The sequence below is a fragment of the Micromonospora sediminicola genome, from assembly GCF_900089585.1.
Lineage (GTDB): Bacteria > Actinomycetota > Actinomycetes > Mycobacteriales > Micromonosporaceae > Micromonospora > Micromonospora sediminicola.
Genome location: NZ_FLRH01000003.1, coordinates 3091607 through 3106670, shown reverse-complemented (window position 1 = coordinate 3106670; position 15064 = coordinate 3091607). Strand labels below are relative to the sequence as shown.

At 75.8% G+C, this 15064-nt stretch carries 12 protein-coding genes; 6 read left to right on the top strand and 6 right to left on the bottom strand.

Annotated features, from left to right (window positions below; genetic code table 11):
• Positions 1 to 25 precede the first annotated feature (25 nt).
• Entirely contained in the window at positions 26 to 907 is an 882-nt protein-coding gene (locus GA0070622_RS14910; protein WP_091573847.1) for a universal stress protein, read from the bottom strand.
• A gap of 21 nt (positions 908 to 928) precedes the next feature.
• Positions 929 to 3493 carry a cation-translocating P-type ATPase gene (locus GA0070622_RS14905; RefSeq protein ID WP_245666298.1) on the bottom strand — a complete coding sequence of 855 codons (2565 nt, stop codon included), beginning with the start codon at positions 3491 to 3493 and terminating at the stop codon, positions 929 to 931.
• Between the two features lie 179 nt (positions 3494 to 3672).
• Here GA0070622_RS14905 and GA0070622_RS14900 point away from each other — a divergent pair, with 179 nt between their 5' ends.
• From GA0070622_RS14900 to GA0070622_RS14890, 3 genes are all read left to right on the top strand, one after another.
• Positions 3673 to 3861 (top strand): ribonuclease, encoded by a 189-nt coding sequence (locus tag GA0070622_RS14900; RefSeq protein ID WP_091573845.1) that lies wholly within the window; start codon positions 3673 to 3675, stop codon positions 3859 to 3861.
• Positions 3862 to 3895: 34 nt separating this feature from the next.
• A complete protein-coding gene (locus GA0070622_RS14895; protein WP_245666295.1) occupies positions 3896 to 4378 on the top strand; it encodes a hypothetical protein in 483 nt (160 codons plus the stop codon).
• A 77-nt stretch (positions 4379 to 4455) separates the two neighbouring features.
• Positions 4456 to 5679, top strand: a complete 1224-nt coding sequence (locus GA0070622_RS14890) for an MFS transporter (protein WP_091573844.1) — start codon at positions 4456 to 4458, stop codon at positions 5677 to 5679.
• On the opposite strand, the gene GA0070622_RS14885 is transcribed toward GA0070622_RS14890, so the two are convergent.
• Entirely contained in the window at positions 5601 to 8357 is a 2757-nt protein-coding gene (locus GA0070622_RS14885) for an ATP-binding protein (RefSeq protein ID WP_091573843.1), read from the bottom strand. The genes GA0070622_RS14890 and GA0070622_RS14885 overlap by 79 nt on opposite strands.
• A 221-nt stretch (positions 8358 to 8578) precedes the next feature.
• Between GA0070622_RS14885 and GA0070622_RS14880 the strand changes: the two genes are divergently transcribed.
• Positions 8579 to 9103, top strand: coding sequence for an RICIN domain-containing protein (locus GA0070622_RS14880; RefSeq protein ID WP_091573842.1), 525 nt, complete (start codon positions 8579 to 8581; stop codon positions 9101 to 9103).
• A 51-nt stretch (positions 9104 to 9154) separates the two neighbouring features.
• Here GA0070622_RS14880 and GA0070622_RS14875 read toward each other — a convergent pair whose 3' ends face one another.
• Both GA0070622_RS14875 and GA0070622_RS14870 read right to left on the bottom strand, forming a co-directional pair.
• Entirely contained in the window at positions 9155 to 11368 is a 2214-nt protein-coding gene (locus GA0070622_RS14875; protein WP_091573841.1) for a carbohydrate-binding module family 20 domain-containing protein, read from the bottom strand.
• Between the two features lie 307 nt (positions 11369 to 11675).
• Positions 11676 to 12371, bottom strand: a complete 696-nt coding sequence (locus GA0070622_RS14870; RefSeq protein ID WP_141684578.1) for a hypothetical protein — start codon at positions 12369 to 12371, stop codon at positions 11676 to 11678.
• 132 nt (positions 12372 to 12503) lie between these two features.
• On the opposite strand from GA0070622_RS14870, the gene GA0070622_RS14865 reads away from it, so the two are divergent.
• Positions 12504 to 13667, top strand: a complete 1164-nt coding sequence (locus GA0070622_RS14865) for a sensor histidine kinase (RefSeq protein ID WP_091573839.1) — start codon at positions 12504 to 12506, stop codon at positions 13665 to 13667.
• Positions 13655 to 14356 carry a response regulator gene (locus GA0070622_RS14860; RefSeq protein WP_425412765.1) on the top strand — a complete coding sequence of 234 codons (702 nt, stop codon included), beginning with the start codon at positions 13655 to 13657 and terminating at the stop codon, positions 14354 to 14356. The genes GA0070622_RS14865 and GA0070622_RS14860 overlap by 13 nt, the downstream gene beginning before the upstream one ends.
• A 53-nt stretch (positions 14357 to 14409) precedes the next feature.
• On the opposite strand, the gene GA0070622_RS33100 is transcribed toward GA0070622_RS14860, so the two are convergent.
• Positions 14410 to 15057, bottom strand: coding sequence for a hypothetical protein (locus tag GA0070622_RS33100; protein WP_245666293.1), 648 nt, complete (start codon positions 15055 to 15057; stop codon positions 14410 to 14412).
• Positions 15058 to 15064: the final 7 nt, after the last annotated feature.

Below are 15064 nucleotides of genomic sequence, written 5' to 3'. Positions count from 1 at the left end.
GCGCTCAGAGTCGCCGTCGAGGCGGCTACCCGGCGTGCCGCGCGATCACCAACGGGGCGTGCGCGTGGTGCAGCACCGCGTGGCTGACCGAACCGAGCAGCAGCCCGGCCAACGCGCCCCGGCCGTGCGCGCCGACCACCACCAGCTGCGCCGAGGCCGACTGCTCCACCAGCACCCGCGCCGGGGCGCCGCGCACCGACCGCTGCCGCACCTCGACGTCCGGGTAACGCTCCGACCAGCCGGCCACGGCCTCGGCGAGGATCCGCCGCGACTCCTCGGCCAGCGCCTCGGGGTCGTAGACCAGGGGCACGATGTCGCCCGGCCCGATCGGGGTCGGGTACAGCCAGGCGTGCACCACGACCAGCGGCGCGCCCCGGCGGGCGGCCTCCTCGTACGCGAACCCGACCGCGACGCCGGAGTGCGCCGAACCGTCCACGCCCACCACGACCGGGCCGTCCGCCCGCGCCTCACCGCGCGTCACCAGCACCGGACAGTGGGCGCGGGCGGACACCTGGAGGGTGACCGACCCGATCAGCAGGCCGGCGAAACCGCCCAGGCCACGATGGCCGAGCACCATCAGCGTCGCGCGCCGTGACTCCTCCACCAGCACCGCCGCCGGCGCGCCGTCGACCACCACGCCGGTGACCGGCACGTCCGGCGCGACCTTGCCGGCCTCGGCGACCGCCTCGGCGACGCACCGCTCGGCCTGGTTGCGCAGCCCGGCGCCGGCGGGCGCGCCGGGCGCCGGGGTGAGCGGCGCCCGGGTCAGCGGCCAGATGAACGCGTGCACCACCCGCAGCGGCCGGTGCCGGAAGGCCGCCTCGCGGGCGGCCACCCGCACCGCGTCCAGGGCGGTGGCGGAGCCGTCCACCCCCACCACGACGGGGTCCGCGGAATGGATCGTCATGACAACCTCCTTCACCGATCGTCAACCGGACCGGCGGGTCAGCCGCAGCAGCATCCCGGGCAGGACACCCACCGCGGCGCAGCCGAGCAGGTCGGGGAGGGCCAGCGGCGCCGTGCCGAGCAGATCGCGCAGCGGCGGCAGCAGCACGCCGGCCACCTGGAGCGCCGCGGAGACGGCGACCGCGAGCGGCAGCGCGCGGTTGCGGTCCGACGAACCCGGCGAGCGGGTCGCGCGGACGGCCAGCGCCACGCCGAGCTGGGACAGGCCGAGCACCATGAAGACCACCGACTGCCACGGCCGGTCCGCGTACGCGGCCGCCACCCCGGCGCCGAGCGCCGCCGCGGCGATCAGCGCGCCGGTGACGAGCACGTCACGGCCCAGCCCGCCGCCGAGCACCGACTCCTGGGGCGAGCGCGGGTGGCGTCGCAACGTGCCCGGCTCCGCCGGCTCGGCACCCAGCGCCACCCCGGGCACACCGTGGGTGAGCAGGTTGATCCAGAGAATCTGCGCCGGCAGCAACGGCACGGGCAGTCCCAGAAGCGGGCCGAGAAGCATCACCGCGATCTCGGCCACTCCGCCGGCGAGGGCGTAGCGCAGGAACCGACGGATGTTGTCGTAGATCCGGCGGCCCTCGCCGATCGCCGTCGCCACCGTGGTCAGGTCGTCGTCGACCAGCACCAGGTCGGCGGCCTGTCGGGCCACCTCGGTGCCACCCCCCATCGCCACGCCGATGTCCGCGCGCCGCAGCGCCGGGGCGTCGTTGACGCCGTCACCGGTCATCGCCACGACGTGTCCGCGCGACTGGAGGCCGGCGATGATGTCGAGCTTCTGCTCCGGCTGGGTCCGCGCGTACACCCGGGTGTCGGGATGGGCCCGGCCCGGGTCGCCGTCGTCGCCGTTGGCCAGCGGGTCGCCGTCGGTCCAGAGCCCTAGCCGGCCGCCGATCGCCGCGGCCGTCGCCGGGTGGTCTCCGGTGATCAGCACCAGCCGGATTCCGGCCTCCTCGAAGCCCGCGGCGATGCCCGGCGCCTGGACACGCAGTGGGTCGCCCACCCCGACCAGGCCCAGCGGTCGCAGGTCGGTCGGGCGGGCCGGGTCGGGAGGGGTGTCGACCACGGCGGAGGCCACCGCCAGCACCCGCAACCCCTCGGCGGCGAGCCGACGCGCGGACTCCGTCAGCTCGGCCAACTCCTCGGCGTCGGCGTCCGTCAGCGGCGTGGTCAGCACGTTCTCGGGCGCGCCCTTGCACACCACCAGGTACCGCCCGTCGCCGCGGCGGTGCACCGTGGTCATCCGGCGCAGCTCCTGGTCGAAGGGGTGCTCCGCCACCCGGGGCCACGCGTCCCGGGTGGTCTCCGGGTCGACCCCGCACCGGGCCGCGAACGCGACCAGCGCCGCCTCCAGCGGGTCGCCGATCGCGGACCACTCCGGCCGGTCGTCGGTCGGCGGTGTCAGCGTGGCGTCGTTGCAGAGCAGCCCGGCCCGGGCCAGCCGGCGCAGCTCGTCCGGCGCGCCCACCGGCTCGTCCCGGTGGCGCACCTCGCCGTGGGGGGCGTAGCCGGTGCCGGTGACGGCGTACCGGGCGCGACCGGCGGTGACCGCCTGCTGCACCGCCATCCGGCCCTCGGTGAGGGTGCCGGTCTTGTCCGAGGCGATCACGGTGACCGAGCCGAGCGTCTCCACCGCGTGCAGGCGTCGCGGGATGGCCCGGCTGCCGGCCATCCGGCGGGCGCCCAGGGCGAGCGCGAGCGTGACCACGGCGGGCAGCGACTCCGGGACGGCCGCCACCACGAGACTCACCGCGGTGACCGCCATCTGCGCGACCGGTCGCCCGTCGAGCACGCCCAGGGCGAAGACCAACGCGGAGAGGACCACCGCGGTCAGGCCGAGGACCCGTCCGAGCGAGGCCAGCCGGCGTTGCAGCGGGGTGGGCGCCGGCCGGGTGGCGGCGACCAGTGCGCTGATCCGGCCCAGCGCGCTGGACGCGCCCGTCCGCAGCACGGTGCCGGTGGCCCGGCCGGTGGTCACCACGGTGCCCGCGCTCGCTTCCTCGCCGGCCGACCGCCCGACCGGCACCGACTCGCCGGTCAGCGCCGACTCGTCCAGGCTGAGCCGGGCCGCGTCGGTGAGGCGCAGGTCGGCGGGCACGACGTCACCGGCCTCCAGCCGGACGAGATCGTCGCGGACCAGCTCCGCGGCGGCCAGCACGAGGTCACGGCCGTCGCGGACCACCCGCGCGGTCGGTGCGGCGAGCCGGTCCAGGGCCGCCACCGCCCGGTCGGCGCGGATCTCCTGCACCACGCCGATCGCGGTGTTGATCAGGACGACCAGCACGATCACCGCGGTGTCGGGGTAGTCGCGAAGCAGGGTGGTCACCACGGCGGCGGCCAGCAGGAGCGCCACCAGCGGGTCGGTGAGCTGGCGCAGCACGCGGCCGGCCGGTCCACGACGACGCGGCGGGGCGACCGTGTTCGGCCCCTCGGCGCGCAGCCGGGCCGCGGCCCGGGTGGAGGTGAGCCCGGCCGCCGGCGGCGGGATCGAGGGGGTCGCGGTGGTCGTCACTGTGCCCGGCCCGCCGTTGCTCACCCGCATCACCCTCACGTCGTTCCGTGCCCCGCCCGTCGGCGCCCTCCCAGCCTGGCCCTCGCGGCGTCGGACCGTCAGGGGCCGACCGCCCCGGGACCCGGGACCAACGGCCCCCCGAACGATGAACCCCGGCCGGCCCGGGCCGGTTTGTCCCGGCGCACCGGGGGCACTGGGCGGTCATGACGGAACCCGAGCAGTTCGGACGGCAGCAGGAGGACCCGCTGGAGACCGGGCGGGTGTTCCAGGACGCCGAGGGACGGCGCACCACCGACCCGGCCGAGGGGGAGGCGAACGCCACCCGCGACGCCGACCGCAACGCCGCGCACCTGGCCCACGGCGAGGTCGGCCCGGGCGTACCGGAGGAGTAGCGGCGGCGGTCGCCTGTCAATGTAGTGTTGACAGGTGACTCCGGAGCCGACCTGCCTGTCCGAGGTCGCCGCGGCCCGGGCCCGGCTCGACGAGCGGGAACTGGAGCTGATCGACCGGGCCCGGCACGACGGGGCCACCTGGGCCGAGATCGCCGGCGCGTTGGGCCTGAGCAGCCGGCAGGCCGCCGAGCAGCGCCGGCAGCGTCTGGTGGCGGCCCGGCGGTCGCGGCAGGCACGGCGGGACCGGGCCTGCGCCCCCGACGTCGCGGCGGTGCGGGCCGCCGTGTCCGACCTGCACCGGTGGATCGAGGCGGACCGGGGGTGGGACGGCCGTTTCCGCCGAGCGCCGCTGGTCCGGCGCACCACCGCGACGGCCCTCGACGCCGCCGCCCCGGGCTCGCTGTACGCGCTCGCCGCGTACCTCGTCGGCGACCTGACCGACGTCGGGCCGCGCCTGCCGGCCCCCGCCCGCGAGGCGACCCGCCGCATCGCGGCGGCACTGTCAATGCATCGTTGACGTCGCTCTACAGCATTGCCGCCGGGTGACTCAACGCCGGACGATATGAGCCTTCCCCGCTCAACCCTGGAGGGCTCGTGCGTCGCAACGCCGTCCTGTTCGTGGCCATCTCCCTGCTGTCCGGCCTCGGCAGCAGCGCCATGGCCCTGGTCGCCGGCATCTGGATCCTCGACCTCACCGGCTCCACCGGCCTGGCCGCGCTCGCCGGGCTCTGCGTCTACACCCCGGTGCTGGCCGGGCCGTGGCTCGGCGGGCTGCTCGACCGGGCGCCTCGGCGACCGCTGGTCATCGGCGTCAACCTCGCGCTGGCCGCCGTCCTGCTCAGCCTGCTCACCGTCCAGGGCCCGGACCAGGCCTGGCTGATCTTCGTCGTCTCGCTCGCGTACGGCGTCGGGTACGTGCTGATCGACGCCGGCGAGACCGCGCTGCTGCCGGCGGCGCTGGACCCCGCGCGCCTGGCCGACGTCAACGGCTGGCGCTCCAGCGCCCAGGAGGGCATGAAGCTGGTCGCGCCGCTGCTCGGGGCCGGGCTCTACGCCTGGCGGGGCGGGCACCCGGTCGCCGTGTTCAGCGCCGCGACGCCGGTGCTCGTCGCCGCGCTCTACGCGGCCCTGCGGTTGCGCCGGACGCCGGCGCCCGCACGGACGGGCGAGCCCCGGCCCGGCCTGCGGGCCGGGCTCGCCGTCCTCCTCCGGCGGCGGGCGGTACGCGTACCGGTCGCGCTCGCCGCGGTGTCGATCGCGATGTCCGGCTTCACCACCGCGCCGCTCTACGCCGTGGTCGTCACCGAACTGGCCCTGCCGTCGACGTTCCTCGGCGTGCTGGCCGGCGCCCAGGGCGCCGGTTCCGTGCTCGCCGGGCTGGCCGTCGGCCGGCTCGTCGGCCGCTGGGGCGAGGTCGGGGTGGGGATCGCCGGCACGGCGCTGTTCGCCGCCGGCTGCCTGGGTCGGTGCCTGCCCTGGTGGCCGGCCACGGTCGCCGCCTCGGTGGTGATCGGCGTGGGTCTGCCCTGGACGCTGGTCGCCGCCGTCACCGCCGTGCAGACGCGCACGCCGGCGACGGTGCTGGGGCGGGTGGCCGGCACCGCGAACACGGCGATGTTCGGACCGATCACGCTGGCCATCCCGCTCGGCTCGGCGGCCGTCCACGTCGGCGGTCGTCCCCCGCTGCTCGCCGCCGCGGCGACCTGCCTGGCCGCCGCGGCGGCGGCGACGGTCCGTCGTCAGTCCGGTTCGGACGTCGACCGGCGGGACAGGTGGCGGATCAGCTCCGGACGCGAGCGCAGCCGCAGCTTCCGGTAGACGTTGCCGAGGTGGTACTCGACGGTCTTGGGAGACAGGAAGATCCGGGTCGCGATCTCCCGGTTGGTCAGCCCCTCCGCGACGTGCAGGGCGATCTGCCGCTCCTGGCTGGTCAACCGGTCGACGGTCCGGTCGTCGCGGGCCGGCGCGCCCCGACCGGTCGCGTCGATCTCCACGCGGCACCGCCGGGCCCACCCCTGCGCGCCGGCCGCCTCGAACAGCCGCAGCGCGGCGTGCAGCTGGACCCGGGCGTCCCGTCGCCGCTTCGCCCGGCGCAGCCGCTGGCCGTAGCAGAGCAGGGTGCGGGCCCGCTCCAGCGGGACGACCGTCGGGTCGCACCGCGCCAGCGCCGCCGGGAAGACGACGTCCAGGTCCGGCTCGGCGGCGAGCAGGCCGGCGACCCGGGCCGTGGCGGCCGGGCCGCCGTCCGGCAGGTCCCGAAGCCGTTCCGGGCGGGACAACCAGGCGTACGCCTCGGCCAGCTCACCGGCGACCGGCAGCCAGCCAGGCGCGGTGATCCCGCCCCGCGCCTGGGCGGACCGGATCCACTCCAGGTCGGTCACGGCCTCCTCCCACCGTGCCGCGACGACCGACATCATCGCGGCGGCGTACCGGAGCCGGGCCTCGACCTCCCCGAACTCCGCCGGCAGGAACCGCCGCGCGTCGTCGATGTGCGTCCGCGCCTCCGACTCGTCCCCGAGCAGCGCCTCCACCAGGGCGAGGGTGGCCAGCGCCTCCGCCCGCAGCAGCGGCAGGGCCACCTGCTCGGCGATGCCGACCGCCTCGGTCGCGGCCCGGTACGCGTCGTGCAACGCGCCGGCGCGCCAGCGGAGTTCGGCGAGCCGCGGCAGGGCGTAGGCCAGCAGGAACACGTCGTCGGCCGCGCGCGCCCGGTCGATCTCCGGCTCCAGCAGCGCCCGCGCGGCGTCCAGGTCACCGAGCCAGCAGAACACCTGCGCGAGTTCCGCGGCCGAGCCGTCGGCGTGGCCCGCGCACGCCGCGACGCAGTCGCGGGCCGACCCGGCCCCCTCCGGCCGGCCGGCCAGCACCTGCGCGGCGGCCAGCCGGATCGCCCCCTTCGGCCAGGGCGTGCCCGGCGCGGTTCCGGCCAGTTCCACGACGCGCTCGCAGAACGGCAGCATGCCGGTGACGTCGAGTCGCGCCCAGAACTGGTTGACCCCGGCGCTCATCATCTTGGCCGCGCCGAGCGGGTCGGTGCGCGCGCACTCCTCCGCCTCGGCCAGGTACGCGTCGTCCACCACGGTCAGGTCGCCGTGCTGCTGGGCGAGATGGGCGAGCAACGGCGTCATCCGGCACCGCAGGTCGACCCGCCGGGTGAGTCCGAGCGCCTCCTCCCCGAGCGCCACGGCGTGCCGGCTCGCGCCCGCGTTCGTCCAGGCCCGGGCGGCTCCGATCAGGCGCCCCGCCCGGACGTCCGGGTCCGGGGTGAGGCGGGCCGAGCGCTCGTACGCCCGCGCCTCGGCCACCACACCACCGCGACGCTGTGCCCGCTCGGCCGACCCGGCCAGCAGCGCGGCGACCCGCTCGTCCGGGCCGGTCGTCGCGGCGGCGAGGTGCCAGGCCCGGCGGTCGGCCGTCTCCGGTCCGGTCAGCACCGAGGCGATCGCCAGGTGCGCCGACCGGCGTCGCCCGGGTCCGGCCGCCGAGTGCACCGCCGCCCGCATCAGGGGGTGGCGGAACGTCACCTCCCGGGCCGTGACCCGGATCAGGCCGGCGTCCACGGCGCGGTCGAGCGCGTCCAGGCCCAGCCCGTCCACCGTCAGCACCTGGTCCAGCAGCGCCAGCCCGGGGGTCTCGGCCACGGCGCAGACGACCAGGGCCCGCCACGTCGCCTCGGGCAGGTCGCGGGCGTGCGCCAGGACGCTCGTCCGGATCCGGTCGGCCAGCACCAGCGGTTGCTCCAGCGGCAGCCAGCCGTGCCGGCGTTCCTCGGCCAGCGTCACCGGCAGCTCGACCAGGGCGAGCGGGTTGCCGGCGGTGGCGACCGCGAGTTCGGTGGCGACCCGCCGGTCCAGCCCCGCGCGCATGGCGAGCCGCACGGCGGCCTCCGGCGCCAGACCGGTCAGCGGCAGCTCCGGCACGCCACGCCCGTCGAACCCGGGCACGTCGCGGGTGGCGAAGACGATCGCGACGCGGTCCGCGAGCAGCCGCCGCGCGGTGAACAGCAGCGCCTCGGCCGAGGCCGGGTCGATCCAGTGCGCGTCGTCCACCAGGCAGAGCACGGGCGTCGTCTCGGCGGCCGCGGTGAGCAGGGTCAGCGTCGCCACGTACGCGGCCAGCCGGTTGACCGCGCGGGACCCGCCGTCGACGGCGAACACGGTACGCAGCGCGTCGGCCTGCTGGGCCGGCAGGCCGTCCAGCCGGTCGAGCAGCGGGCGGGCGAGTTCGTGCAGCGCGGAGAACGGCAGGTCGGCCTCGAACGGCACCCCGGTGGCGCGCAGCACCCGCATCCCGACGGCCCGCTCGGCGCAGTGGTCCAGCAGGGCCGTCTTGCCGACGCCCGCCACGCCCCGGACGACCAGCGCTCCCCCACGACCGTCGCTCGCGTCGGCCAGCAACGCGGCCAAGCGGCGGCACTCGTCGGTCCGCCCGAGAAGGCCCTCCCGCCCGTCCCGGGCCGTGCCGTCGGCGAGGGTCGGAACCGTCGCACCACCCATGGACGCACGCTAACCGCTGATCCGTTCCGGACCGGCGGGGCCGACGCGAACCCGACATCCCCGTGCCGGGACCCGCGTCGACTAGGAGGTTGCCGGATCCGGGCGCGGCCCGCGCTCCCTAGCGTCTGCACCAGCCGGAGACGAGCACCGCCGGGGATCGTCCCGGAGCGGCCCGGGTCCCGGCGAGGGAAGGAAGGTCCGATCCGATGGGAGACGCAACGATGATCAGAAACAGAGTCGGCGGGGCGGTGGCGGCGAGCCTGCTGGCCGCCGGGCTGGGGGCCGCGATGCCCGGGCAGCCGGCGCAGGCGGCGGGCGGCCACTACCAGATCGTCAACTACGGCAGCGGGAAGTGCCTGGAGGTGGACCGGTACGGCGCCCCGTCGTCGCTGGGTGGGCTCGTCGTGCAGCGGACCTGCGACGGGCAGACCGTGCAGCGCTGGTCCCCGGTGGGCCAGAGCACCTACACGTTCGTCAACCAGTCCAGCGGCATGTGCCTCGACGTCCGCAACGGCGTGAACGCCGACGGCACGCCGTTGCAGCAGTGGGCCTGCACCGGGACGACCAGCATGAAGTGGACGGTCAACCCGAACTCGTTCAGCGGGGTGCACCAGGTCAGGTCGCAGATCGGCGGCCGGTGCCTGGACGTGCGCGGCGGCTCCTCCGCCGACGGCGCGACCGTCCAGATCTACCACTGCACCGGGTTCGGCAACCCGGCCCAGGTCTGGTCGTTCGTGCCGGCGTGACCGGCGGGCGCGGCCCGTCCCCGGCAGTCGGGGACGGGCCGCCGTCGGCGCTCAGCGCCAGGTGTCGGTGGCGGTACGCGTGCCGCCGCCGGGCGTGGTGAAGGTCCGGTTCGCGCCGGACTCCCAGGTCACCGAGCCGTCCGGGTTCCGCTTCACGTACTTGTACTCGACCGCCGTGTTCGGCGGCAGCTCGACCGTCGCCCGCCACACCGGGTAGGCGGCCGGGGAGAGCGGGACCGCCGCGGCCGGGTTCCAGCCGCCCAGCGCCGGGACGTTGCCGACGACGAAGACGTTCTGGCCGTACGCGGTGGTGGCGGTGACGGCGAACGTGGCGGCCACCGTCGAGGTGACGGTGTCACCCCGGAACGTCTCGGTCACCGCGTAGGTGCCGGCGGCCGGAGTGGTGAGGGTCCGGTTGGAGCCGGACTCCCAGGTGACCGCCCCACCGGTGGTCACCTTGACGAACTTGTACTCCACGGTGGCCGACCGGGGCAGGTCGACGGTGGCGCGGTAGCTGCCGCCGCCCTGCGCGGCAAGCTTCACGGCGTTCGCCGGCGACCACGAGCCCAGCTCGGGGACGTTGCCCACGACGTACACGTCCTGGCCGGCCGCCGGGGTCGCGGCGACCGTGAACGTGGTGGCGACCCGGTCGGTGGGGTTCCCGGTCGGCGACGCGGTCGGCGAGGCCGTCGGGGACGCGGTCGGGGATGCCGTCGGGGACGCGGTCGGCGACGGGTTCGTGCCCGGCCGGGCCCCCACGTGGATCGCGACGGCGTCGTTGGCCGGGACGGTCACGGTGGCCCGGCCGCCGGAGACGGTCACCGTGCCGCCGGTGCAGCCGGTGGCGGTGGCGACGCCCGAGATGACGTCGCAGTACCGGCCGTCGGCCAGGCCGGTGGTGAAGGTGGCGGTGGTGGCGGAACCGGAGTCGTTGATGCCGATCCAGGCCCGGTCGCCCCGGTGGAAGCCGATCACGTTGCTGGTCACCGTGGTGAAGTCGGAGACGGTCTTCACCGGGCGGGCGGCGTTCGCCCAGCCGACCATGCCCTTGATGCCGGTGGTGCGGCTCAGGCAGGTCCAGGCGGCGCCGCAGACCGTGTCGGTGACCCGGCCGGTGCCGTCGTGCGGCGGTGACTGGTTGCGGTCGGTCCAGGTGAAGCTGTCGTAGACCGAGGGCTTGCCGTGCGGGTGGGCCAGCCCGAAGTAGGTGGCGAGCACGTAGTCGGTGCCGTTCTTGTAGGACAGCACCACCCCGTCGCGCTCCAGGTCGTGGTTGGTGACCATGGCGAAGACGTTGGCGCTCGGCGCGTCGAGGTTCCAGTTGGCCACGTTGGCCAGCGCGGCGATGGAGCCCTGGAAGGCCGAGCGGATACCCTTGGCGTACGCGAAGTCCAGCACGTCGCCGTTGCCGGTGAACGCCCGGGCCTGCAGGGCCGGGTTGCTGGCGCCGTCGAAGATCTCCTGAGCCACGTACGGGCGTCTGCCCTCGGCGACGGTGTTGTTCAGCTTGCCGAGGATCGCGGCGAAGTCGTCCTTGCGGACGTGCTTGACCGCGTCCACCCGGAAGCCGTCGACGCCGAGCCCGATCAGGTCGTTCAGGTAGCCGGCGATCGTGTTCCGGACCGCTTCCTTCTCGGTGTAGAGGTCGGACAGGGACAGCAGCTCGCAGCTGGTCACCTGGGCCTCGTTGTTCCAGTCGCTGATGCCCCCGCCGGTCGGGCAGTTGTCCCCGGGGCGGTGGAAGTCGCCGCTGCCGTAGGGCACGGCCGGGTAGCTGTAGCCGGAGAACTCGGTCCCGGCGTACCCGCGCGTGCCGGCCGGGTTGTTGGTGCCGGCCATGTGGTTGACCACGGCATCGACGTAGACCCGCACGCCGGCGGCGTGGCAGGCGCTGACCATGGCGGCGAACTGCTGCCGGTTGCCGAACCGGCTGTCCAACCTGTACGACACCGGCTGGTAGACCTCGAACCAGGGGTGCACGCCGTCGGGGCTGCTCGGCAGGCTGACCGACTCCTGCGGCGGTGCCACCTGGACCGCGCCGTAACCGGCGGGGCCGAGGTGGTCGGTGCAGGCGGCGGAGACCGAGGCCCAGTTCCATTCCCAGAGGTTGGCGGTCACCTCGCTGTCGTTGAGGACGGTGGCGGCGCGGGCGGGGGCGGCGGTGGTGGCAGCCGTGACGACCGCCGTGCCGCCGGCCGCGACCAGCGCGGCGGCGAGCATCAGGCGGCCGGCACGGCCACGGGGGTGTGGCCTGGCGGATTCCATGGCAGGGGACCTCTTCCGTGCTCGACGGGGTGCGCGGAGGTGGACGGCCGTCCGGGTAGCGAACACCATGCGGGATCCATGAAAGTCTTTGCAATACCTTGCGGCAAAGTTTTCGAAACCGGCTGGCAACACCTGTGCCGCAAAATCGCCCTCGACCAGCGGAGATCCCTTCCGGACGGACGTCGACGACACAGGCAGCGCTCCCACGGCGCGGGACGACCGGGCACGCGTCCTGGGAAGACCGGTCGGGTCGAGCAAGAAATTCCAGACCACGTTCCGCTGAGCCGACCTCGTACCCGGGGAGCCGTCACGCGCCCCCTCCGGTCCGGACGGCGCGACGCCGCAGCGCGACGGCGCCGACCGCGTTGAGGGCCGCGCCCCACAGCAGCGCCGCGGTCACCCACCACGCCCATCGCGGGCCACCCGGCGCCGCGCCGAGCAGCCCCTGCAAAGCCCCGTACGGCGTGAGCCGGTCGCGGGCCGTGCCCAGCGGCGTGAGCACCGCGTACGCCCCGAGCGGCAGCACGATCGTGGCCGGGCAGGCCCACCCCGGCCGGGCGATCAGCAGCCCCAGCCCGGTGCCGACGAGCTGCGCGAGCACCTGCGCCAGCACGCCCGCCACGGCGAGCCCGCCGACGTGCGCCCACGGGTCGGACGCGGTGGACCCGGACGCGGCCAGTGCGACGACGAAGAGCGCGTCGCCGGCCAGCCCCGCGGCCACCGCGATCAGCGTCGCCGCGGCCAGCGTGGGCAGCACCGGGGCGCCGGGCGCCCGGCGGAGGTCGTGGACGAGCAGGACACCGACGAACGGCAGCGGGACGGAGACGAACGCGTGCACCGTCTCGGCGAACGTCGCGGCGGTGCGCTCGGCGGGTGGGAGCCCGGCCAGGAGCGCCGCGATGGCGAGAATCCCGGCGCCGACCGTCACCAGCAGAAGGAGCCGGCGTCCCCGGCTGCCGGCCGCACGCCGCAGCGCGCCGGTGATCGTCTCGTGCGGGTCCACGTGGGCCTCCCTCGTCCGGTCGACCCGACCGAGGATCGCCGTCACACGGGCGCCCGGGCACGAGCCGAAGGATCGACCGGCACCCCTACTTTGGTAGCTGGCGTCGCCACCCGTACCGCCTAGGCTGCCGGCATGGCCGCCGCGCTGTTCGCCCTGCTCGTGCCGGACCCGACCGGCGACCGGGTGACCGCGCGTCACCGCCTCGCCGACACCGTGGCGGTCACCGTGGCGCTGGGCTACGGCCTGACCATGCTGCGGATCGGTGACGCGACCGCGCCCGGCGCGGCGATCCCGTGGCCGGTCGACGTGCTGGTCGGCGTGCTCTGCGCCGTTCCGTTGCTGCTCCGGCGACGCCGGCCGGTGCCCGTGCTGCTCGCGCTGCTGCCGTTCGGCGCGATCTCGGTGACCGCGACCGGGCCGATCCTGGTCGCGCTGTTCACCGCGGCGGTCCGCCACCGGGCCCGGCTGCTGTTCACCCTGGGCGCGGCGCACGTCGGCACCGGTGTGGTCTATTTCCTGCTCCAGCACGACCCGCCGTACCCGGTCTGGGTGGACGTGGTGATGCGCGCGGTGACCGGCGTCGCGGCGATCGGCTGGGGTCAGTTCGTGCAGGCCTATCGGCGGCTGACCGAGTCGCTGCGCGCGCACGCCGCGCGGTTGCAGGCCGAGCAGCACCTGCGCGTCGACCAGGCGCGGCTGACCGAACGGGCCCGGATCGCCCGGGAGATGCACGACGTGCTGGCGCACCGGATGTCGTTGATCAGCCTGCACGCCGGCGCGCTGGAGGTACGCACCGACGCCCGGCCCGACGAGATCGCGATCGCGGCCGGCGCGATCCGGTCCAGCGCCCACGAGGCCCTCGAGGAACTGCGCGCCGTGGTCGGCGTCGCGGACCGGCCGGAGCCGCCGCAGCCCGGCTTCGCCGACGTGCCGGACCTGGTGGCCGGCGCCCGCGCGGCGGGGATGCGGGTCGACTACGCCGACGAGGTGACAGGCGACGAGCCGCCCACGGCGCTGGGACGGACGGTCTACCGGATCACGCAGGAGGCGCTGACCAACGCCCGCCGGCACGGCAGCGACGCCAGCGCGGCGGTCCGGCTGGCCGGCCGACCGGGCGACGGACTGCGCCTCGTGGTGGTCAATCCGTCGTCGCCGACGGGCGGACGCGCCGGCCGGCCGGGTGGGATGGGACTGGTTGGCATCGGCGAGCGGGTGGCGCTGGCCGGCGGGCGGGTGAGCCACGGCGCGGAGGACGGGCAGTACCGGCTGGAGGCGTGGCTGCCGTGGCCGACGTGAACGGACCACCCGCCGCCGGGCCGGATCGCGGCCGGCGGCCGATCCGGCTGGCCGTCGTCGACGACGACCCGCTGGTCCGGGCCGGATTGCGCATCCTGGTAGGCGGGTCGCCCGACATCGAGGTGGTCGCGGAAGCGGCCGACGGCGCGCAGGCCGTGTCGATGGTCCACGCGCACTGGCCGGACGTGATCCTCATGGACGTCCGGATGCCCCGCGTCGACGGGCTGGTCGCCACCCGCCGGATCCGCTCCCGGCCGGGCGCACCGGAGATCATCGTGCTGACCACGTTCAACGCCGACGAGTACGTGCTCGACGCGCTCCGCGGCGGCGCGTGCGGCTTCCTGCTCAAGGACACCCCGCCACGGGAGATCCTCGCCGCCGTCCGTACCGTCGCCGCGGGTGCGGCGATCCTGTCGCCCGCGGTCGTCCGTCGGCTGATCGACCACGTCGCGGACCCGGTCGCGGGAAGCCGCCGGGCACGCGCGCGGGAGCGGCTGGCCGCCCTCACCGACCGGGAACGGGACGTGGCGGTGCTCGTGGGCCAGGGCGGGTCGAACGCCGAGATCGCCGCCGGGCTGGGCATGGGCGTGCCGACGGTGAAGGGGCACGTGTCGCGGCTGCTGGCCAAGCTGGGCCTGAACAACCGGGTGCAGATCGCCCTGCTCGTGCACGACGCCGAGCTGCTCTGAGCGTCGTCCGGCCGCACGGGTCGACGGTCGCCGGGCGACCACGCGGCCGGCGGTCAGTAGCGGCTGCGGGGCAGCCAGCCCAGGAAGCGCGCCCGGGCCTCGGCGACCGGCATGGTGGGCAGGTCCTCGGCGGCGGCGACCAGACACGTGCCGAGGTAGACGGCCAGACCCGCGGTGGTCCCGCCGAACTCGACCAGCAACTGGCTCTGCTTGGTCGGACAGGGCCACTCCGCCGCGCAGCCGGTGCACCGCCAGTCCGGTGGCAGCGGCAGGTGCGCGGGCGGCGCGGCGACCACGTAGCGGCGGGACGCGTCGTTGCGACTGCGCGGTTCCCGGTGCGGCGTGTGCGGACCGGCGGGAGGGGCGTACGACAGCCGGTGACGCGCCCGGGTGAGCATCGCGCCGACACGGACCAGCACGTCCGGTCCCAGCCGCTGCGCGAGCACCGCGGTCAGCAGGTGGTGCCCGAGCGCGTCGAACTCCTCCGGCGTCCACCCCAGCCGCCGGCACAGTTCGGCCAGCGGTCGGCCGTCCGCGGCGGCAGTCCCGCGCAGGGCCTCGTGCAGCGTCTCGCGCAGCGCCACCCCGAGGGCCACCTCGTGGCCGTCGAACCGACCGCCACCGCCGGCGGCGCCGTCGAGACGCCGCATCGACTCCGCGGCCACCACCCACGCCACACGTCGTGCCTCAGTCCCGTCCACCCGCGCC